Here is a 19,802-nt window from a genome sequence, read left to right as displayed (position 1 = left end):
CATGGAACGGCAGGTGGCAAGGACGGCGAAACACCGTCCGGGTTGCAAGAGCCTGCGCGCTGCACTCGAAATCAGTTTAACCACAAGCCTCGTCATGCCGCCTCCGGTGTGGTGCCAGGTGTTGCGGCCGCGGCGGCGTCCGGCACCGCCGGCGACCATTCGGCCAGCCGCGGCTGCGCGAGCTGGCGCAGGGCCAGCAGGTGCGCGCAGGGGCCGCGACGCAGGCGGTTCTGACGATGGAAATTGCAATCGCATTGCCCGTCGACCAGCTGCTGGTCGGCGTTCAGGACCAGGCGCGGCGTATGGCTGCGGTCCTTGAGCCGGACCTCGCCGTCGATGACCAGGCGCTGTCCCTGCGGCGTGATGTCGCGCAGCTTGACGCGCTTCTCGTGGATTAGTGCCAGCGCGGTCGATTCCTCGGGGCTGGAGAAGCGCAGCGTCGCCAGCGGCAGCGGCTCGCGCGTGAGCTCGCGCCAGGCGTAGCGGCCGGTGGGCAGGTCGAAGACGGCGCGGCCGGCCTGCACCCACAGGCCGAGCGCCGCGTCGACATCGCCGCGGGGCAGCTGCGTCCGCGAGGCCAGCTCGGCCGACGAGGCCATCCATTGCGACTGCAGCGCCGCGGCCACCGACAGCGTCGTCGCCTCGGCGACCTCGTGCCGCGGCTGCAGCAGGTGGAAGCGGCCGGCATCGGACCAGTCGTTGGCGGTCCAGCCGGACAGGCCCAGCGTGACGGTGATGTCGCCCAGCTCGATGACCCAGAAGCTGGGCATGCCCGATCCCAGCAGGTGTACGTGCACCCGCGTGGCCAGCGCGATCAGCCGCTCCAGCGTCAGCAGCCGGCGGCGGCCCCAGACGCGGATCGTCTGCGGCGCGGTCAGCGGCGCGCCGACGATGGCGCTGCGGCGCGCGGTGAAGACCTGGTTCCAGGGCTCGAGCACCATCCGCGCCGGCCCGTCCGGCGACAGCTCGAAGCGCAGCGAGCGCGGCCCCGCGCGCTCCTTGCGCTGGCGCAGCGCGGCGCACAGGTTGTGCAGGTCCATCGGATGCAGTTCGACGACGGTGGCCGGCAGCGTCATCGCGCTGGACACCTGCAGGAAGCCGCGGACCCAGCTGTCGGGCAGGTCGATCTTCTCCTCGCGGAAGGCCGGGTCGTCGCCGGTGGCGACGGTGAAGCCGGCGGGATCGAGCTGCAGCCGCGTCGCCTTGTAGTCGCGGATCTTCTGGAACTCGTCGTGCAGGCTGGCCGAGTAGTCGATGTTGGTCGTGCCGCAGGCCATCTCGCCGGTGCGGTCGAACACGTCATGCCGCACGCTGACCGCGCAGTAGGTCGATTCGTCCTGGCTGAAGGCCTCGAACAGCAGGCGCTCCGGATGCACGGTGATGACGGGGTCCAGCACGTACCAGGCGTCGCGGTGATTCCAGAACAGCCAGTTGAAATAGGCCTGCTGCGCCTTGTAGAAGGGCGCGAGCACGCGTTGCTTGCTCGCGCGCAGCGTGCGCAGCTCGGTGTTCAGCGTCTCGCTGGACTGCTTGAGCTCGGCCGAGCGCGACATGAAGCGCGCCAGCAGCGATTGCTCGTTCTCCGCCAGCCACTGCCGGTAGACGGACTTGTCGCGGCCGCGATAGCGCTGGTCGCTGACGACGACGGCATGCAGCGCCGACATCGCTTCCCGGAACGCCAGGTGCGCGTGCGACGCGCTGCGCAGCAGGCCGTCGAAGGCGGTCGGCGGCCGCAGCGTGTCCGGCGCGAAGTGGAAGGACTGCGACGCCGCGGTGTCGTCGACGGTCGTGCTGCCGTAGTACTTGTAGCGGAACTGCATCGTCGTCAGGCCGGGTCGGCGGTGGTCGTGGTGGCGCCGGCGGGCGAGTGCCACCTCAGGAAGGGCAGCGCGATGCCGGGATGCCGCGCGGCGATGTCGCGCAGGCCGGCGATGTACTGCGGCTTGTCGGTGAGGCTGGCGGTCACGACCTGGCGCGCGAAGATCTCCGCCACCACCTCGGCGGTCTCCGGCGCCGCGATCTGCGCGCGCAGGAAGGCGGTGACGCGGGACTTGGCGGCGCGGCCGCGATGGACCTGGCTCAGCACCGTGAGGAAGTAGGGCGTCAGCGCGCGCAGCTGCCTCGCCAGCCGGGGCGCGTCATCGGTCGGCAGCTCCAGCAGCCATTGCGTCACGAAGAGCTGCACCTGCGTGCCGGGGTGCTGGCTCAGGCGCGTGAGGCACAGCGACGCGTCGGCGGCGCTCATGCGGCGCACCAGTCGCGCGCGGCCCAGCGCCTGCACCCAGGCCTGCGGATGGTCCACCCACGCGATCAGCAGTTCGACGGCGAGGGACTCGTCCGGCAGGCGCTCGCCGAAGAGCGTCCGCGTGTACGAGATCGCATCGTCGAAGCTCGATTCGGCCAGCGGCAGCAGCTGCTCGGACTGCTCGTGCGACGGCACCGGCGGCAGGCGGGTGTCGAGCGCCCGCATCGCCCAGGCGCGCACGCCGGCATCGGCATGGCGGACCAGCGTGGCGAGCTGGCGCGGCGAGAAGTCGTCCGAGGTCAGCGTGGTGAGCGCCCAGGCACCGTAGCGCTGCGCGCCGGTGCTGCGCGCCTGCAGCGCGCGCCAGCTGCCGGCGGCGTCGCGGGCCGGCGCGTGCGGCGCGAGATCCTGCGTCAGCCAGCGCAGCGCGTCGGCATGGGCGCCTTCGCCGCTTTCCGTCTGGAACAGCGAGCGATGCAGGCGGTCGGCGACCTGACGGGCGAAGTCGGCGTCCTCGCGCGCCACGCGCAGCAGCGCCGGTGCGATCGCGGCGCGAATGCCGGCATGGGCATGGGTCGCGAGGTCGCCGATCAGCTCGACCTGGCGGCGCAGCACCTCGTCGGGCAGCGCCGCCAGCAGGCGCACGCCACCGGCGCGACGCTCGGGATCCTCCGCGGTGATCAGCCGCGTCATCAGCGCCGGCGGCAGCAGCGCGACCCCGGCGGGATGCAGCAGCAGCCAGCTCACGCCCACGCGCACGACGGCCGTCGACGGATGGTCCAGCAGCGGCAGCAGCGCGCCGAGCCGCGGCATCACCGCCTCCGACGCGGCCGGCGCCAGCGGGCCGGCCAGCAGTTGCTCGATGAGCGTCGCGCCCTCGTCCAGGCCGGGGTCGGCGGCATCGACGGCCAGCAGCGCGGCCAGCAGCTCCTCGATCAGCGGCTGCGGCGGCGCAAGCAGCGCCAGGCCGTGGCCCTGCTTGCGGGCGCGCTCCTGCCCGCTGAGCAGCAGCGCGACGACCAGGTCGGCATGGCCGGCGAAGCGGCCCGGGTCGCCGGCGATGTGCAGCAGCGCGTAGTCCCGCGCGCCGGCGTGGGCACTCGCGGCCAGCAGCTTCAGCCAGGGCACCTGCGCGGCGGCGTCACCGGATTCGATGTGCGCGCGCGCCGCGGCGAAGCCGGTCTCCGCGGCGGTCGCATAGGGGCTGCGCAGCAGGGTTTCCAGCACCGCCGGCGCTTGCTGCTGCATGAATTCGGCATGGTCCTGCAGCGCCCGCGCGACGACGGCCTGCACCAGCGCGCTGCGGCTCGCCATCGCCAGGCGCAGCAGCGCCTCGGGATGCGCGTCCCACATCGCGCGCAGGCCCTCGGGCCGCTGCGGGAGCGCGCGCGTCACGTCGAGGGGCTCCCGCGTCCACACGCGCCGCGTCCGCGCGCCGGTGCCCAGCGTTGGCAGCGCCGGCAGCAGCAGGCGCGACACCAGCAGCCAATGCGCGCCGGCGGGGAAGTGGCGCTCGGTGCGCGTCGTCTGCAGGCGATGCCATTCGATGTGGGTCTCGGTGACGGCGGCGGGCACCTCGTCGTCGCGCAGGCCCAGCAGCAATTCGACCGCCAGCACCGGCGCATGCGGATGCCCGATCGCCGCCAGCCGCCGCAGGCCGCGCCAGCCGCGCAGGCGCAGGTACTCGCGCGTGCGGCGGCCGTAGGCGCGCGCCGGCTTGCGCTTGCTGCCGGCGCTGCGGACGATCCACTCGCCGGTGGACGGGTCCAGGTAGTGGCGCGTCGTCAGGCCGCCCTGGGCGGGACGGGTGTTCTCGAAGCGCGCATGCAGCAGGCCGAGGACCTCCGCGTCGCGGCGCAGCTCCGCGGTCTTGTAGACGTAGCGCAGCGCCTGGAAGGCCTCGGCCTGCAGGGGCAGCGCGCGCAGCAGGCTCAACACCTTCGCGCGCACGTCGGGGCGGACCAGGGCGAGGTCGTACCAGTCCTGCAGCAGGTCGGGCCAGTCGAGGCGGCGGGCCTCGAGCGCGTCGAGCAGCGCGAGCACCAGCGCCGGGCCTTCGGCCGGCAGCGCCAGCTCCGCGGACCACTGGCTCGCGGCGACCTCGAGGTGCGACTGCAGCGCGTCGGGCGCCAGCAGCATCAGCCGGGCCTGGTGGGCATACCGTTTCGTGGCCGGGCTGCGGCCGCGCTCGGACAGCACGGCCATGGCCTCGGCCGCACCGGGATCGCCGAGCCGGCCGATCGCGGCGGCCAGGCAGAGGTCGAGCAGGTCGGAGCCGCTCTCCAGCAGCTCGACCAGCCGCGGCACCAGTGACTGGAGCGCGCGTTGCGCGGCGGGATCGGCGTCGCCGCGGTCGCTGCATTCGGCGACGCGCCAGGCGGCGCGAGCGCGGCGATCGTCGGGCTCGAGCGTCCAGCGCGCCGGCGCGAAACGGGCCACGAGCGCGGCGATGGCCGGCGGGACGGGGCCGGCAGGGGCGCCCGAAGGTGTGGAGGCCGTGGGAACGGAGGGGGTGGAAAGCGGGGCCGCGGCGATCTCCGGCTCGACACCGAGCGCCTCGAAGCCGTCGCGCCGCAGCAGCGTCTCGCCCGCGGCGAGCCGGCGGCGCAGGAAGTCCAGCGCGCGGCGCTGCGCCTCGGCCAGGGTGCAGGGCGTGGCGGTCAGCGACGACTCGCCGCTGTCCTGGCGGACGTTGACGACGTAGCGGGCCGCGTCATCGCTGCCAGTGCGGCCGGCGGGCCGGTCGAGCTCGACCAGTTCCACCGTGCAACGGCGCTCGCGCGGATGGACGCGGATCAGCGTCGCGGATGCGATCTTCCTCAAGTGCTTCTCCCCCTGCGACGGGCGATTCTAGGGGGGCGATGCCGACCTAGGGATGGGCCCTTTCGGGGGGGCTGCCTAGTCTGGCTCACGGCTTCTTCACGGCCCGATCCCGGGCGGTGGCCGCGATGCGGGATGCGCAGGGAGACGACCATGCCGACACGCCAGCTGATGGTGACGCAGATCAAGTGCCTGGACGACACGAGCGAGGGCGACGGCGGCGACTCGCCCTATGTGCTGGTGTTCATGGCCCATCGCAACGTGCCGGGCGGCAAGCTGATCCGCGTGCGCGATCCCGATTGGGACAACCACTTCCTGAAGGGCCGCATCGTCAACACGCGGCAGATCGTCGACGAGGCCGAGGCCGGCGGCGCCTTCGTCTTCGCCTGGCTGCTGGAGGAGGACTGGGACCCGGACCTGGGCAGCGGCGGCGTGCTGCAGCTGATGCTGCAGTCGATCTGGAACGTCTATGGCCAGAGCGGCTGGTCCAACCTGACGGCGGCGCAGCTGCGCTCGATCGTGGGGCCCAAGCTGTCCAGCCTCGTGTCCAGTTCGCTGTCCAACGACGAGTACCTCGGCTGGCACAGCTTCGTCGTGCCGACGGTGACGACGGAAACCGCGCTGTCGCCGCTGAACTACGGCGGCGACGGCGGCAGCTACAAGCTGACCTTCACGGTGAGGATCAAGGGCGGCTGAGCGCCCGGTCCTCCCGTGCCGCGCCGCGTTTTCCAGGGCCTCCCTAGCCCGGCGTCCCGGACTGCCGCCGGCGGAACTCCGCCGTCGGCAGTCCGCCGACGCCCCAGTTCTCGAGCTCCACCTCGTCGATGACGACGAAGGTCATGTGGCGCGGCTTGCCCATCACCTCGAAGAGCAGGTCGCTGACGCCCTGGATCAGGGCGGCCTTCTGCTCGGGCGTGGTGGCGCTGGCGCCGGGGGCGGTGCCCTCGCGGGTCACCTTGATGTTGACGTAGGGCATGGGGGTCCTTTCAGCGGCCGGCGTGCTGGCCGCCGTCGACGTTGAGCAGCTCGCCGGTGACGAAGCCGGCGCGCTCCAGGTACATCACCGCGTCGACGACCTCGCTGATCTCGCCCATGCGGCCCATCGGGTGCAGGGCGGCCAGGAACTCATGGGTCTGCGGTGCATGCATGGGGGTCTTGATGACGCCGGGACGCACCGCGTTCACGCGCACGCCGCTCTTCGCGTATTCGATCGCGAGCGAGCGCGTCGCCGCATCGAGGCCGCCCTTGGTGAGACTGGCCAGGCCGGCCGGCACGCCGGCGATCGGCTGGTCGACCAGCGTGGTCGTGATCTGCACGATGTGGCCGTGCCGCTGCAACAGCATCTGCGGCAGCGCCAGCTGCGTGAGGTGGAAGAAGCCGGCCACGTTGACGTCGAACGCGGCCTGGTAGTCCGCGAGCGTGTACTCGGTGAAGGGCTTGGCCAGGAAGATGCCGGCGTTGTTGATCAGCGTGTCGATGCGGCCGAAGCGGTCGAGCGCCGTCTGGACGATGCGCTGGGCGACGGCACGGTCGCCGATGTGGCCGGGCACGGCGATCACGCCGGCGTCGTCGCCCGGCTGGATGTTGCGGGAGTTGGCGATGACCGCATAACCCTGGGCGCGGTAGGCGGCGACGAGGCCGGCGCCGATGCCTTGCGAGGCGCCCGTGATGAGGGCGACCCGCTGCGTGGCGGCGGTGGCGGTGGCGGTGGCGGTGCTGGAAGCGGTGGACATGGAAGGCTCCTGTTCATGCGGGATCCGGAGGATCCGGGGTCGTCGGGGACGCCGCGGCGATCGGGGATCGGGAGGCGTTGGACGAAGCGTAGGAGCCGGCCTGCGCCAGCGGTAGCCGCTATCCTGTCTCAATGGCTGATCAAAAACGCACAGGCCCTCGCCGGGGCGTGGACTGGGAGGACATGCGGGTGTTCCTCGCGCTCGGGCGGCACGGCAGCCTGTCGGCGGCGGCGCGGGCGCTCTCGGTCAATCACGCGACGATCGCGCGCCGCATCCAGTCGCTGGAGGATCGCCTCGGCGACAAGCTCGTCGACCGCCGGCCCGACGGTTATGCGCTGACACCGGCGGGCCGGCTGGCGCTGGCCGCCGCGAGCGAGATGGAAGCCGCCGCGCTGACGCTCGCCCGCGAGGGCGACGAGGACGACGCGGTGCGCGGGCTGGTGCGGGTCAATGCGCCACCGGCGCTGTCGCAGGGCTTCCTGATCGATCGGCTCGCGCGGCTCTCCGCGGTGCATCCGGGGCTGGACCTGGACCTCGCCACCGACCTGCGCCCGGTCAGCCTGGACCGTCACCGCGCCGACATCGCGGTGCGCCTGATGCGACCGCGCGACGGCGACTTCATCGCCAAGCCGCTGGGCACCATGGGTTTCGGCTTCTACGGCACGCCGGCGATCTGCGCGGCGGTCGAGGGCGGCGCGGCGCCGGTGTTCGTCGGCTTCGACGAGGAGAACGCGGACATGCCCGACGCCACCTGGCTCGCGCAGCACTTTCCGCGCAGGCGGGTGGCCTTCCGCGCCAACAACCACATGTCGCAGGCGATCGCGGCGCGGACCGGCGCCGGCCTGGCGCTGCTGCCGCACTACATCGGACGCCAGGTGCCGGGCTTGCGCGAATGCGCGCAGACGCCGACCCGCGAGGCGCGCGAGATGTGGCTGCTGATCCGCGGCCAGGACCGCAAGGCCCGTGCGATCCGGACGGTCGCGGACCACCTGCAGCAGGTCTTCGAGGAAGAGCGGGCGCTGTTCGTGCCTTGAGGGCGCGGCCTTGAACAGCCTGCGGCCGACCTTAGGTCGTGAAGACGAAGCGGCTGCCCTTGCGCATCGGGCCGAGGAAGTTCATGTCCGGGAAGATCCGCCGCTGGATCCAGAAGACGTAGCAGATCATGGCGATCGAGAGTGCCACGCCAACCAGGCCGCCGGTGGTGATCGGGAACAGCTGGGCCACGTTGCGGCCCACCGTGACGATCGACAGGAACAGGTAGCCGGTGTAGGCGCCGGCGTAGGGCTTGCGGAAGCCCCAGGCGAACAGCAGCGGGATGCTGGTCAACGCGAGGCCGAGCCACATCGAGACCTGCCAGCCGACCGCCAGCACGATCAGCGCCTGCAGCACCATCAGCCCAACCAGGATGTTGACGTGCAGGCTCATCTCGGCGCGCGCCTGCGGGTCATGCCGGGCGGCCAGCCAGGCCGCGAGCCGGCTGTCCTTCATGCCCTGTCCGGACAGCTGCCGGAACACCTCGGACTTGCCCACGCCCTGCGCGAGCAGCGCTTCGGCCCGCGCCTGGATCTCCTTCTTGTCCGCCATGTCTTCTCCTTGTTCGAATCGCTCCCGACGCGCGGGATTCTGGCTCAGCCGGATCGGCCCACGCGCCGGCCGGTGCGTGGCCGCTTCATCTCGCGCTTGTACTGCTCCTTGAGCTCGGCGGCCTGGCGCAGCTGCGCGTCAGTCAGGCGCTCCTGCTCGCGGTTCCGGCTGAACTTGCCCGGCGCGATGAGTTGGGGGTTGAGGTCCTCGGCCAGCAGCGCGTAGGCCCGCGCCTCGACCGGAGACAAACCCAGGTCTTCGCCGCGCGTGGCGAGCACGAGCGTGGGGAAGCGGTCGCCGGCGCGGACGTCGCCGCGCAGGCCCTCGAGCAGCGGGGCGCGCATGTCCTGCGGCGGGTCGAAATCGACCAGGCGGAAGTAGGCCATCGAGACACCTCGCTCGCCGCCACGCAGCGCGCGCTCGGCCAGCGGCAGGCGCTGGGCCCGCATCTCGTCGGTGATGGACTGGCAGCGGCGCACGCGGTCGTCGAAATGCGCGATCGCGTGGGCGACGTCCGCCGGGTTGGACTTGGGATCGGCGCGAACGGTCTCCAGGGTCTCTCGCACCTGGGTCGCGCCCTCGCAGCGGGACAACACCTCCGTCGCATCGCCGGCTTGCGCGGCGGAGCCGCCCTGCAGCGCGGCAAGCACGATCTGGCCGTAGTCCTCGATGACGGCGGAGGCGCCGACAGCGGGCCCGATCGCGGCTGGCCGCGTCGTGCCGGCCGCTGGTGGACCCGAGGCGCCGGGTGAGAACGGTCGGGACGCCAAGGGCGGGGAGGCGGACGAGGCCGTCAGCTCGGCGGAGGCAGCCCTCGGCGAGGGGACGGCAAGCGCGACACGGTCATCGTCGGCGGGATGAAGCCCGAAGGCCACGAGGGTTGCCGCGCCTGTGAGCACGGCAGCAGCGAGGATCCAGCGCAGGAAGGGCATCGGGGAATGTCGTCTAGCCGTGACGGTGTCCGTGCTGCGGCTTCATGTCCTTGGCCCACGTCGCGGCCAGCGTTTCGGCCTGACGCTGTTCCTCGTCGGTCAGCGGCTTGCCAGCCCCGCTGGCGCGATCCGGGTCGAAGAAACTGATCGCGCCCATCTTGTCGAAAGCGATCTCATAGGCCCGCGACTCGACCCTGGACAGGCCGAAGAGCTCCCTGTGCTGCGCCAGCATCAGCGCGGCGACGCCATCTCCGTCGAGGAAGTCCGCGCGCAAGGCCGCGGCCAGCGGTTGGCGCATGGCCTCCGGCGGGGCGTAGTGGACGGCGGCGCCATAGATCGTCGCGACGCCCTTCACGCCCCCCAGCACGGCGCGCGCCGAGAGTTCCAGCTCCCGGCCCATCAGGTCGGGCGGGATCGACTGGCATGAGCGCTCCTGTCTGTCGAGCGCGGCGATGGTGCGGTCGGCGCCTTCAGCGGCCACGCGTCCTTCCTGCTTCAGCTCCTCGAGTGCATCGCGCGTCTGCGGGACGGTGCTGCACAGGACGAGCAGCTTCGCGGCCTCGCCGGCCTGCTGCGGCGTGCCGCCATTGAGCGCGGTGATCACGATCTGGCCGTAGTCGCGCAGGGCGGCGGAGGCACCGATGGCGGCCTCCCTCGCCGCGCCGGCCACGGCCGGCGTGCCGGGGGCCGGTGCAGTTCCACGGGATGGGGTGGCGATCGGCGGCGGCGCGGCGGACGTCCGCTCCGCATGCGCGGGGACGGACAGGGTCACGCGCTCGCCCTCCGGCGCGAGGGACCAGGCCAACACGGCGGCGGCGAGCACCAGCCCGGCGATGGCCGAGGCACGGCGGGTGAACAACATCGAGGACTCCATGGGCCATGCGGTCGCGCGCCGCATGAAGCCGCGCATGTTATCGACGCCTCCATGGAAAAAGGCCGGTTCTCCCCCATCGGAGGGTCCGGCCTTCACTCGAGCGCAACGCGCGGCGTGGTGTCGTCACGCGCGCCGGGCGCACTGCCTCACTTGGGCTGCTTGACGATGCGCAGGTAGGGCTTGGGCGCCTTCCAGCCCTCGGGGTAGATCGTCTTGGCTTCGTCGTCGGACACCGAGCCCGCGATGATCACGTCGTCCCCGTGCTTCCAGTTCACCGGCGTGGCGACGCGGTGCTTGGCGGTGAGCTGGATGGAATCGAGCACGCGCAGGATCTCGTCGAAGTTGCGGCCCGTGGTCATCGGGTAGGTCAGCGTCAGCTTGATCTTCTTGTCCGGGCCGACGATGAAGACCGAGCGCACCGTCGCGTTGGTCGCCGCGGTGCGGCCCTCCGAGGTGCCCGGCTCCTCGGCCGGCAGCATGTTGTAGAGCTTGGCCACCGCCAGGTCGGTGTCGCCGATCATCGGGTACTTCACCGCGGCGCCCTGCGTCTCCTCGATGTCGGCGGCCCACTTCGAGTGGTTCTCGACCGGATCGATCGACAGCCCGATCAGCTTGGCATTGCGCTTGGTGAATTCGGGCTCGATCTTCGCCATGTAGCCCAGCTCGGTCGTGCACACCGGCGTGAAGTCCTTCGGGTGCGAGAACAGGATGGCCCAGCTGTCGCCGATCCAGTCGTGGAAGTTGATCTCCCCGTGCGTGGTCTTGGCGGTGAAGTTCGGGGCGGTGTCGTTGATGCGCAGAGACATGATGGGCTCCAAGGTGAAGGGTCCATCGCCGCGGACGGCGACGGTCGATCGTGCGGGACCGGGCGATTCTCGTCGTCCCACCGGCACCGGCCGGCGGCAGGGCGACATTCTTGTCCTCCCTTTCGACGACGGGGAGAGTCTGCCCAATGGCCTTGCTCGGCCAGCGACTTTACTCATGCGCGGACCGGATGAGGGCCCGCGCCGCCGGCCGGCCACGCCGAAAAAGCTATCGGCCCGATAAACACCGGCTGTTGCCGCCGTCGCCGGCCGAGTCCTAGACTCGTCCGCGCTCGCACTCTGCGGACAAGCGGACGGTTCCCCAAGGCTCAACTCAGGAGGCAGACATGTCAGGCGATTCCAAGTGCCCATTCTCGAGCGGCACCCACCACCATGCGGTGGCCGGGACCAAAGGCAACCGCGACTGGTGGCCCGAGCAACTCAACCTCTCCATCCTTTCCCTGCATTCGCCCAAGTCCAATCCGATGGGCGAGGAATTCAAGTACGCGCGGGAGTTCCAGACCCTGGACCTCGACGCGGTGGTCCAGGACCTGCATGCGCTGATGACCGACTCGCAGGACTGGTGGCCCGCCGACTACGGCCACTACGGCCCCTTCTTCATCCGCATGGCCTGGCACTCGGCCGGCACCTACCGCGTGCAGGACGGCCGCGGCGGCGCGGGCACCGGCGCGCAGCGCTTCGCGCCGCTGAACAGCTGGCCCGACAACGGCAACCTCGACAAGGCCCGGCGCCTGCTCTGGCCGGTCAAGCAGAAGTACGGCCGCAAGCTGTCGTGGGCCGACCTGATGATCCTGGCGGGCAACGTCGCGCTGGAGTCGATGGGCTTCAAGACCTTCGGTTTCGCGGGCGGCCGCGCCGACATCTGGGAGCCGGAGACCGACACCTTCTGGGGCCCGGAGACCACCTGGCTCGGCGACGAGCGTTATGCCGGCGACCGCGACCTGGCCAATCCGCTGGCGGCGGTGCAGATGGGCCTGATCTACGTGAATCCGGAAGGGCCGAACGGCAAGCCCGATCCGGCAGCCTCCGCGCGCGACATCCGCGAGACCTTCCGCCGCATGGCGATGAACGACGAGGAGACGGTCGCGCTGGTCGCCGGCGGCCATACCTTCGGCAAGGCGCACGGCGCGGGCGAGGCGCATCACGTCGGCGCGATGCCGGAGGGCGCCGGGCTCGAGGAGCAGGGCCTGGGCTGGAAGAACCAGCTCGGCGAGGGCATGGGCGTGTACACGATCACCAGCGGCATCGAGGGCGCCTGGACGCCGACGCCGACGACCTGGGACAACAGCTATTTCGAGACCTTGTTTGGCTACGAATGGGAGCTGACGAAGAGCCCGGCCGGGGCGCACCAGTGGACGCCCAAGGGCGGCGCCGGCGCCGGCACCGTGCCCGACGCGCATGACAAAACCAAGCGCCACGCGCCGATGATGACGACGGCCGACCTGGCGCTGCGCGTCGACCCAGCCTACGAGAAGATCTCGCGCCGCTTCATGCAGAACCCGGCCGAGCTGGCCGACGCCTTCGCGCGCGCCTGGTTCAAGCTGACGCACCGCGACATGGGGCCGACGTCGCGCTACCTCGGCAAGCTGGTGCCGCAGGAGCAGCTGATCTGGCAGGACCCGGTGCCCCCGGTCAGCCATCCGCTGGTGGACGACCAGGACGTCACCGCGCTCAAGGCGAAGCTGCTGGCCAGCGGCCTGAGCATCTCGCAGCTGGTGACGACGGCCTGGGCCTCGGCCTCGACCTTCCGTGGCGGCGACAAGCGCGGCGGCGCCAATGGCGCGCGGATCCGGCTCGCGCCGCAGAAGGAATGGCCGGTGAACCAGCCCAGCGAGCTCGAGAAGGTGCTGTCCAAGCTGGAAGCGGTGCGCAAGGAGTTCAACAGCTCGGCGGCCGGCGGCAAGCAGATCTCGCTGGCCGACCTGATCGTGCTGGGCGGATCGGCTGGTGTCGAGGCGGCGGCGAAGCAGGCGGGGCATGCGGTCGTCGTGCCGTTCTCGCCGGGGCGCACCGATGCGTCGCAGGACCAGACGGACGTCGAGTCCTTCGGCGTGCTGGAGCCCGCGGCTGACGCCTTCCGCAACTACATCCGCAAGGACCTGGTGCCGCATGCGGCCGAGCTGCTGGTCGACAAGGCCCAGCTGCTCACGCTGAGCGCGCCGGAGATGACCGCGCTGATCGGCGGCATGCGGGTGCTGGGCACCAACTTCGGCCATACCCGGCATGGGGTCTTCACGACGCGTCCGGAAACGCTGAGCAACGACTTCTTCGTCAACCTGCTGGACATGCGGACGAAATGGCAGAAGTCGACCACCGACGAAGGCGTGCTGGAGGGCCGCGACCGCGGGACCGGCGCGCTGAAGTGGACCGGCACGGCGGCGGACCTGGTGTTCGGCTCGAACTCCCAGCTGCGCGCGCTGGCCGAGGTGTACGCGTCCAGTGACGGGGAGAAGGTCTTCGTCAACGACTTCGTCAAGGCCTGGACGAAGGTGATGAACCTGGACCGCTACGACCTGCTGTGAGCGCTGCCGGGCGCCGCTGCGCAGCGGCGTCCGGAGATCGCGGCGCAATGACCACGCTGGCCCGGCCCGGTACGTTTCGTTCCAGCTTTCTTTCGGGCTGTTTCATAAGATGCCGCGATGGACGTCCCTGAGAAGCCGGTCCGCCGGCCATTGCCCCTTTCGATGATTGCCGCCGCCTTGCTGGCGCTGGGACTGAGCGCCTGCGGCGGTGGCGGCGGTGACGCCGATACCGGCACGCCGGGCTCGACCCCCACGCCCACCCCGTCGACGCCGACGCCCACCCCCGTGGCCGGCACCTGCGACCTGCCCAACTTCAAGCAGGACCTGCTCGACCGCATCAACGCGCTGCGCGCCTCGGGCGCCAGCTGCGGCACGTCGGGGAACTTCCCCGCCGTCGCGCCGGTCGTCTGGAACGACAAGCTGACGCAGGCCGCCGACGCGCACGCGCTGGACATGGCCAACAAGAACTACTTCAGCCACGACAGCCAGGACGGCCGCAAGTTCTCCGACCGGATCACCGCCGCCGGCTACACCTGGGTCGCGGCCGGCGAGAACATCGCCGCCGGCCAGGCGACGGTCGAGGCGGTCATGAGCTCCTGGCGCAACAGCCCGGGCCACTGCGCCAACCTGATGTCGGCCAACTTCGCCGACGTGGGCGTCGCCTGCCGGCCCGCGGCTTCCTCGGCCAACACCTACAGCAAGTACTGGGTCATGGACCTGGGCAAGGCACGCTGAGGCGACAGCCCGGGCGCCGCGCCTGTCAGGCGCGCGGCGGACGCCGCACGGCGCGCAGCTTGCCGCTGCCGCCGCCACCGCAATAGAACAGGCCGGCGCCGTCGGACTCCAGGCCGCTGACGCCCTGGTGGGCGGGCATCGCGAGCCGCTCCTTCACCGTGCCGTCGACGGGATCGACGCGTCGAAGCTCGCTCTCGTCGCCTTCCCAGGTGGCATGCCAGAGTTCGCCATCGACCCAGGTGACACCGGTGACGAAGCGGTTGGACTCGATCCTGCGCCGCACCGCGCCGGTCTCGGGATCGATCTGCACGATCGTGCGGTCGCGGTACTGGCCCACCCACAGGCTGCCTTCGGCCCAGGTGAGTCCGGAATCGCTGCCTTGACCCGATGGCGCCGGGATCGACCCGAGCACGCGCCCGCTGGCGGGGTCGATCTTGTGGATGCGCGCATCGGCGATCTGGTACAGGTGGCGGCCATCGAAGGCGGTGCCGGCGTCGGCGGCGCAGGGCAGCGTGCGCTGGACCTCGCCGCTGGCCGGATCGATCGCCAGCAACCCCAGCGCCGTCGCGGCCCAGACGCGGTCGCCGTCGTGGCTGACGCCGTGGACGGCGGGCGCGCCGGGGTAGGGGCCGTACTCGCGCACGACCTCGGCGGGACGGGCCTCGGGCAGGCCGCCGTTGGAGGCCATGCGGGCCTCGGCATGGGGATCGCAGGCTGTGGAAGTGGTCGAGGACATCGGGTTCTCCTTCGCGGCGACCGTCGCCGCATGGACTGCAATCTATCCAGACGGCGGCAGCGCGGGGAGTAACAAGATCGTCGCGAATCCGCTCATCGGCGGCGCCAGCCAGCGCCGGGCACGCGTGAGTCCGAGCGCCCGCACCCGTCCGTCGGCCTCCAGGTCCGCCAGCGCGCGCTGCACCGTCCGCTGACTCGCGCCCAGGGCCAGCGCGAGGGCCGAGGTCGACCAGGCGTTGCCGTCCGCGAGCAGCGCCAGCAAGGCGGCGGACTCGCCCTCGATCGGCGGCACCAGCACCGTCACCGACCGGCCCGCCTCGGCCCGCAGCGCGAAGCCATCGGGGGTCGCTTCGATGCGGGCCGCCGGCGCGAGCAGCGCGCGCAGCCGGCCGAGTTCCACGCGCAGGCGCGCGCGATGGGTCTCGTCCGGATGGCGCGCCCGGAAGGCGCGCAGGATCAGCGCGGCGCGCGAGGCGCCTGCCGGGCCGGCCTCGGCCAGCGCGCGCGCCAGGCTGAACAGCACCGGCCGGCGCGCCAGGTCCACGGCCAGGCCGGCACCGCGGATCGCTCGCCGGCAGGCGTCGACGACGAACGCGGGCGACTGCAGCAGCGCCTCGACCTCGGCGAGCCGCAGGGGACGTTCCGTGCCCGCGTCGATGCGCCGGGCCACCGGCTGGTCGAGCAGGGCCCGCATCGCTTCGGCCTCCGCCATCAGCGCCGGCACGCCGGAGCGCCGCGCGGCGATCGCAGCCGCGTCGAGTGCCGCCACGGCCTCCCCGCTGCGCAGCGAGCGCAGCGCGAGCTCGGCGGTCGTCAATCCCGCCATGGCCGCCAGCAGCGGCGGCGACCGCGTGGGCTCCTCGATGGGCAGCGCGCGCCTGGCCTCGTCGAGCCGTCCCAGCAGGATCAGGCGCCGCGCCGCGATCCATCGGCCCAGCAAGGCGTTGGCGCGGTCATCGTGGGCCTCCAGGACCTCGGCCGCCTGCAGCAGCGCACGCGCGGGCTCGCCCAGGTCGCGCATCGCGAGGGCGACTTCCGCTTCGGCCACGACGCAACGCGCGCGGGCCACGGCCTCCTTCGGACCGAAGCCCTTGGCGGCGCGCCGCAGCAGGTCGCGGGCGCGTGGATGCTCGCCGAGCTGCGCCATCGCGATGCCGCGCAGCGCGAGCGCGGACGGGTCCTCGCGCAAGGCCACCCGCTGCAGCGCGCCGAGCGCATCCCCGGCGGCGAGACAGCGCGCGGCGGCGTTGATCAGGGCGTCCATGGGCGCGGAGCTTAAGCGCGACGGCGCATACACTCCGGCCCCATGGAACTCAAGATCGTCGTCTACTCCAAGTCCGCCTGCCCGCAATGCGACACGGCGAAGATGCTGCTCAAGTCGCGCGGGATGGCATTCCAGGAAATCCTGATCGACGACGAGGCCGAGCGCATGGCCTTCTACGAGAAGTGCGGCCCGTCGGTGCGGCAGATGCCGCAGGTCTTCATCAACGACCAGCGCGTCGGCGGTGTCACCGGCCTGCAGGCGGCGCTGAAGCAGCTCGGCCGCTGAGCGCGTCGCGCCAGCGCTGAAACACGACGACGGGCCAGAGGCCCGTCGTCATCGGGGTTCCCGCCCGGCGCTCACTTCGCCGGCGCGATGCCTAGCAGTCCGTCCCGCGTGCTGCCGCGCACCTTCGGGCCGATCCAGACCTTCATCATCATCGGGAAGAAGCTCTCGCCCTGGATGGTGTCGCCGACCTTCTGGCCGTTGACGTTGAACTCGGTGGTCTGCTTCGCCGGGTCGTAGTCGATCGTGACCAGGTCGCCCTTGAGCAGCTTGGCGCGATTGCCGAAGACCACGCCCAGCTGCGAGGTCTGGATGATGTTCTTCGCGAACTCGTCCGCCGCGTTCTGGCGGATGCGGTCGAGCATCGCGTTGGCCAGGTCGCGCGAGGACACGTCCCGCATCATGTAGAAGGTGATGCGCTTGGCCCCCTTCTCGGCCACCGCCGCTTCCATCGTGGTCTGCTTGCGCGGCAGGTAGAAGGCCACCGCCGTCGACCGCGTCGACAGGATGCTCGACGTGGCCGCGCCGTTGAGCTGCAGCACCTGGTTGTGCAGCGTGGCCGTGTCCTGGAACTTGTAGCCCTCCACCTCGACCTCCGCGGCGGCGACCCAGGTCGATGCCGCGATCAGGCCGATGGACAGGGCGTTCCGGGCGGAACGGGCAAGAGCGGTACGAAGCATGGGAAGTCTCCTCCAGGCGTGGCGCGTCGTGTTGTCAGGGGAATCCGCGAGCCGGCCGGACGCGGTGGCGAAACGGGCCCGCACTCGGGGCGTCGCGAGTTTGAGCCGATGGTGACGGCGATCGCGGGCGCTGTGCGGACCGGATTAAAGCGCGCGGCGGTGTGGCGCGTCAGCCCCGGAAACTGGGGCCGTGCCTCTAATCCGGTGGTCCACGTGACGTTTGGCACGCGAGCCGCGGGCATCCGCTGGCACGATGCGCGCCGCTTCATCGACGCCGCCACGCGCGGGCACGGCACCAGTCGCAGTCCGCCTGCAGACCGGTGGTTCGACACGATGCAGGCGCCCGAACACCGCAGACCTTATTCCAAGCACCCCGGAGGGATCCCCGTGTCCATCGACCGTCTTTGCCTGATGCCGCGCGCGCTCGTCGCCGTGGCCGTCGCCTCGCTCGCCGCCGCGGGCGCCGCCCACGCCACCGAGAACAGCCAGGTGCGTGCCCTGCTGGGCGCGCCGTCGTACGAGATCTCGACGCCGCAGTTCCCCGGTCTCTATGCGCAGTTCTGGTACCAGCACTACGAGGCCGACAAGCTGCGCGACGCCGATGGCAAGACGCCGACCCAGGCGCTGACGATCCCGGGTGTCGGCACGCTGCCGCTGACGGTGAACGGCTCGATCAAGGCCGACGTCTTCGTGCCGCGCCTGACCTGGGTCACCGAGAAGATCGTGATGGACGGCCGCCTGGGCTTCTCCGCCGCCTTCCCGCTGGTCCGCCAGACCAATGACTTCACGCTGACCACGGTGCTGCCGGCCGGCGTGCCTGCCAATGTCGCCGCGGCCGTCAACCAGCAGCTGGCCGCCGCGGGCGGCGCGCTGTCGGGCAAGCGCAGCGGCATGGCTGATCCGGAGCTGGCGGCCTACCTCGACTGGCAGCAGGACGAATCGCGCGTGGCGCTGGGCATCGCGTTCAACCCGCCGATGGGCTCTTACGACGCGGACCGTCCGGTCAATCCGGGCGCCGGCAAGTACTGGACCTTCAAGCCCCTGCTGGTGGCCTCGCGCGTGTGGGAGAACGGCTTCGCCGTCGGCCTGCGCGCGACCTACTCCTTCAACACCCGCAATGACGACACCGGCGTTCGCTCCGGCCAGTACCTGCATGCGGACTGGTCCGGCACCTACCAGCTGAACGACCAGTGGAAGTTCGGCGTGCAGGGCTACGTGCTCAAGCAGTTCACCGCCGACCGCGGCGGCGACGCCGGCGCCAACAAGGTCCAGGCGCTGTCCGCCGGCCCGCTGATCGCCTACCTGGCGGAAAGCGGCGACTGGGGCGTCGACTTCAAGGTGATGAAGGAGTTCTCGGTGCGCAATCGCCCAGAGGGCACAGTCACCTGGCTGCGACTGAACTACCGGCTGAACTGAGCGCCGGCGTCCGCGCCGCGATGGCGCGGACGGCGCTCAACGCTCGTAAAGCTCGAGCGGCAATCCGTCCGGGTCGGCGAAGAAGGTGAAGCGCTTGCCGGTGAGCTCGTCGACGCGCACCGCCTCGACGCTCACGCCCCGCGCTTCGAGCTCGGCCTTGCCGCGCTCGACGTCGTCCACCTCGAAGGCCAGATGGCGCAGCCCCTGGGCCTCCGGATAGGACGGCCGCGGCGGCGCGCCGGGAAAGCTGAACAGCTCGATCTGCGAGCCGTCCGGCAGCGCCAGGTCCAGCTTGTGGGAGCGCCGCGCCTCGCGGTAGGTCTCCGCGATCACGCGCAGGCCCAGGACCTCGGTGTAGAAGCGGCGCGAGCGCTCGTAGTCGGCGCAGATGATCGCGGCATGGTGGATGCGCAGCAGCATGGGTGGGCTCATCGCGGATCGGCGCTCGCGACCCGCTCGCGTGAACCGGCGACGAAGCGGTAGTCCACCGCCGGCGTCGGGGGGGCGTCGCCGGCCTCCAGCGCGTAGGCGTGCAGGTGCACGGATTCTCCACCGGCATCGAACTGGCAGTGGCCCGCGAAGCGCGCGCCCTTGGCGACCCGGCGCTCGACGTCGTCCGCGTCGTCATGCACCTCGGCATTGATCCACACGTAGTCCAGCCCGTTCGGGCCGCGCTCGATCGAGGTCGAACGCACCGGCTGCCCATGCAGCATCGGACGCAGCAACGCGATGCAGCGATCGTGCTGGGTGGCTTCATGGGCGCTCATCGCCGGCTTGCCCGGGACGCGGTCAGCACCGCAGGCGCTCAGCAGGGCGCCCAGGACCGCCACCGCGATCGCGGCGCGGACCGCGGTCGCAGGGCGCTGGATCGAGGAAAGGTCAGTCACGGCAACTCCTGGTTCGCCTCGCAGGGCGAAGTCGACAGCCTAGCCCTGTCACGTCAAGCGCGTGTGAATGGGGTTTATGCGCGCGATGCGCACCGCCCCTGATCTCGGGGACGACGGAACTCACCCCCCGACAGCGCCGGTCCCATCGGCGATGTGCGACGGGTCCTGTGTCCACATGCATCAGTTCTGACATCGCGATTTACCGCCGCGTAAATCCGCGCGCCGGTCGCTGATGCATGATGCGCGGCACCGTTGACGCCACCGGCCCG

The 19,802-nt window shown here is 71.3% G+C and carries 19 protein-coding genes; 6 read left to right on the top strand and 13 right to left on the bottom strand.

What is annotated here, in order from left to right; all coding sequences use genetic code 11:
• Positions 1 to 92: 92 nt before the first annotated feature.
• Positions 93 to 1,874, bottom strand: coding sequence for an SWIM zinc finger family protein (locus FHT37_RS15465; protein WP_310739747.1), 1,782 nt, complete (start codon positions 1,872 to 1,874; stop codon positions 93 to 95).
• Positions 1,826 to 5,068: a hypothetical protein gene (locus FHT37_RS15460; RefSeq protein WP_183482644.1), complete on the bottom strand. Its 3,243-nt coding sequence runs from the start codon at positions 5,066 to 5,068 to the stop codon at positions 1,826 to 1,828. The genes FHT37_RS15465 and FHT37_RS15460 overlap by 49 nt, the downstream gene beginning before the upstream one ends.
• 150 nt (positions 5,069 to 5,218) lie before the next feature.
• Here FHT37_RS15460 and FHT37_RS15455 point away from each other — a divergent pair, with 150 nt between their 5' ends.
• Positions 5,219 to 5,761: a hypothetical protein gene (locus FHT37_RS15455; RefSeq protein WP_091727512.1), complete on the top strand. Its 543-nt coding sequence runs from the start codon at positions 5,219 to 5,221 to the stop codon at positions 5,759 to 5,761.
• Between the two features lie 43 nt (positions 5,762 to 5,804).
• On the opposite strand, the gene FHT37_RS15450 is transcribed toward FHT37_RS15455, so the two are convergent.
• Together FHT37_RS15450 and FHT37_RS15445 are read right to left on the bottom strand one after the other, a co-directional pair.
• Positions 5,805 to 6,041: a 4-oxalocrotonate tautomerase family protein gene (locus tag FHT37_RS15450; protein WP_091727508.1), complete on the bottom strand. Its 237-nt coding sequence runs from the start codon at positions 6,039 to 6,041 to the stop codon at positions 5,805 to 5,807.
• Between the two features lie 10 nt (positions 6,042 to 6,051).
• Positions 6,052 to 6,798 (bottom strand): SDR family NAD(P)-dependent oxidoreductase, encoded by a 747-nt coding sequence (locus FHT37_RS15445; RefSeq protein WP_183482642.1) that lies wholly within the window; start codon positions 6,796 to 6,798, stop codon positions 6,052 to 6,054.
• A 131-nt stretch (positions 6,799 to 6,929) separates the two neighbouring features.
• Here FHT37_RS15445 and FHT37_RS15440 point away from each other — a divergent pair, with 131 nt between their 5' ends.
• Positions 6,930 to 7,832 (top strand): LysR family transcriptional regulator, encoded by a 903-nt coding sequence (locus FHT37_RS15440; RefSeq protein ID WP_183482640.1) that lies wholly within the window; start codon positions 6,930 to 6,932, stop codon positions 7,830 to 7,832.
• Between the two features lie 31 nt (positions 7,833 to 7,863).
• On the opposite strand, the gene FHT37_RS15435 is transcribed toward FHT37_RS15440, so the two are convergent.
• The 4 genes from FHT37_RS15435 to FHT37_RS15420 all read right to left on the bottom strand — a co-directional run bounded on the left by FHT37_RS15435 (position 7,864) and on the right by FHT37_RS15420 (position 10,994).
• Complete coding sequence (locus tag FHT37_RS15435) at positions 7,864 to 8,382, bottom strand: hypothetical protein (protein ID WP_183482638.1); 519 nt, start codon at positions 8,380 to 8,382, stop codon at positions 7,864 to 7,866.
• A gap of 44 nt (positions 8,383 to 8,426) precedes the next feature.
• Entirely contained in the window at positions 8,427 to 9,152 is a 726-nt protein-coding gene (locus FHT37_RS15430; RefSeq protein ID WP_183482636.1) for a hypothetical protein, read from the bottom strand.
• A 175-nt stretch (positions 9,153 to 9,327) separates the two neighbouring features.
• Positions 9,328 to 10,224 carry a hypothetical protein gene (locus tag FHT37_RS15425; RefSeq protein WP_183482634.1) on the bottom strand — a complete coding sequence of 299 codons (897 nt, stop codon included), beginning with the start codon at positions 10,222 to 10,224 and terminating at the stop codon, positions 9,328 to 9,330.
• Positions 10,225 to 10,334: 110 nt separating this feature from the next.
• Positions 10,335 to 10,994: a peroxiredoxin gene (locus FHT37_RS15420; protein WP_091727483.1), complete on the bottom strand. Its 660-nt coding sequence runs from the start codon at positions 10,992 to 10,994 to the stop codon at positions 10,335 to 10,337.
• Positions 10,995 to 11,338: 344 nt separating this feature from the next.
• Between FHT37_RS15420 and katG the strand changes: the two genes are divergently transcribed.
• Entirely contained in the window at positions 11,339 to 13,534 is a 2,196-nt protein-coding gene (gene katG / locus FHT37_RS15415; RefSeq protein WP_183482632.1) for a catalase/peroxidase HPI, read from the top strand.
• A gap of 162 nt (positions 13,535 to 13,696) precedes the next feature.
• Positions 13,697 to 14,269 (top strand): CAP domain-containing protein, encoded by a 573-nt coding sequence (locus tag FHT37_RS15410; protein ID WP_183482618.1) that lies wholly within the window; start codon positions 13,697 to 13,699, stop codon positions 14,267 to 14,269.
• A gap of 25 nt (positions 14,270 to 14,294) precedes the next feature.
• Here the strand turns inward: FHT37_RS15410 and FHT37_RS15405 are convergent, their stop codons facing one another.
• Positions 14,295 to 14,957, bottom strand: a complete 663-nt coding sequence (locus FHT37_RS15405) for a PQQ-binding-like beta-propeller repeat protein (protein WP_183483045.1) — start codon at positions 14,955 to 14,957, stop codon at positions 14,295 to 14,297.
• Positions 14,958 to 15,047: 90 nt separating this feature from the next.
• The gene (locus FHT37_RS15400; protein WP_183482617.1) at positions 15,048 to 16,268 is read right to left on the bottom strand and encodes a helix-turn-helix domain-containing protein; all 1,221 of its coding nucleotides are present in this window, start codon (positions 16,266 to 16,268) and stop codon (positions 15,048 to 15,050) included.
• A 42-nt stretch (positions 16,269 to 16,310) separates the two neighbouring features.
• On the opposite strand from FHT37_RS15400, the gene FHT37_RS15395 reads away from it, so the two are divergent.
• A complete protein-coding gene (locus tag FHT37_RS15395; protein WP_091727472.1) occupies positions 16,311 to 16,553 on the top strand; it encodes a glutaredoxin domain-containing protein in 243 nt (80 codons plus the stop codon).
• 71 nt (positions 16,554 to 16,624) lie between these two features.
• Here the strand turns inward: FHT37_RS15395 and FHT37_RS15390 are convergent, their stop codons facing one another.
• Positions 16,625 to 17,230 carry a chalcone isomerase family protein gene (locus FHT37_RS15390; RefSeq protein WP_183482615.1) on the bottom strand — a complete coding sequence of 202 codons (606 nt, stop codon included), beginning with the start codon at positions 17,228 to 17,230 and terminating at the stop codon, positions 16,625 to 16,627.
• A 387-nt stretch (positions 17,231 to 17,617) separates the two neighbouring features.
• Here FHT37_RS15390 and FHT37_RS15385 point away from each other — a divergent pair, with 387 nt between their 5' ends.
• Positions 17,618 to 18,646 (top strand): transporter, encoded by a 1,029-nt coding sequence (locus FHT37_RS15385; RefSeq protein WP_183482613.1) that lies wholly within the window; start codon positions 17,618 to 17,620, stop codon positions 18,644 to 18,646.
• A gap of 36 nt (positions 18,647 to 18,682) precedes the next feature.
• Here the strand turns inward: FHT37_RS15385 and FHT37_RS15380 are convergent, their stop codons facing one another.
• Both FHT37_RS15380 and FHT37_RS15375 read right to left on the bottom strand, forming a co-directional pair.
• On the bottom strand, positions 18,683 to 19,066 hold the full coding sequence (locus tag FHT37_RS15380; RefSeq protein ID WP_091727460.1) for a VOC family protein: 384 nt from the start codon (positions 19,064 to 19,066) through the stop codon (positions 18,683 to 18,685).
• A gap of 8 nt (positions 19,067 to 19,074) precedes the next feature.
• Positions 19,075 to 19,533 carry a hypothetical protein gene (locus FHT37_RS15375; protein ID WP_183482611.1) on the bottom strand — a complete coding sequence of 153 codons (459 nt, stop codon included), beginning with the start codon at positions 19,531 to 19,533 and terminating at the stop codon, positions 19,075 to 19,077.
• Between the last annotated feature and the right edge of the window lie 269 nt (positions 19,534 to 19,802).

Source organism: Mitsuaria sp. BK037 (assembly GCF_014193045.1).
Classification (GTDB): domain Bacteria; phylum Pseudomonadota; class Gammaproteobacteria; order Burkholderiales; family Burkholderiaceae_C; genus Roseateles.
The sequence above is the reverse complement of the archived record's forward strand: the minus strand, read 5'-3'. Positions and strand labels throughout refer to the sequence as shown.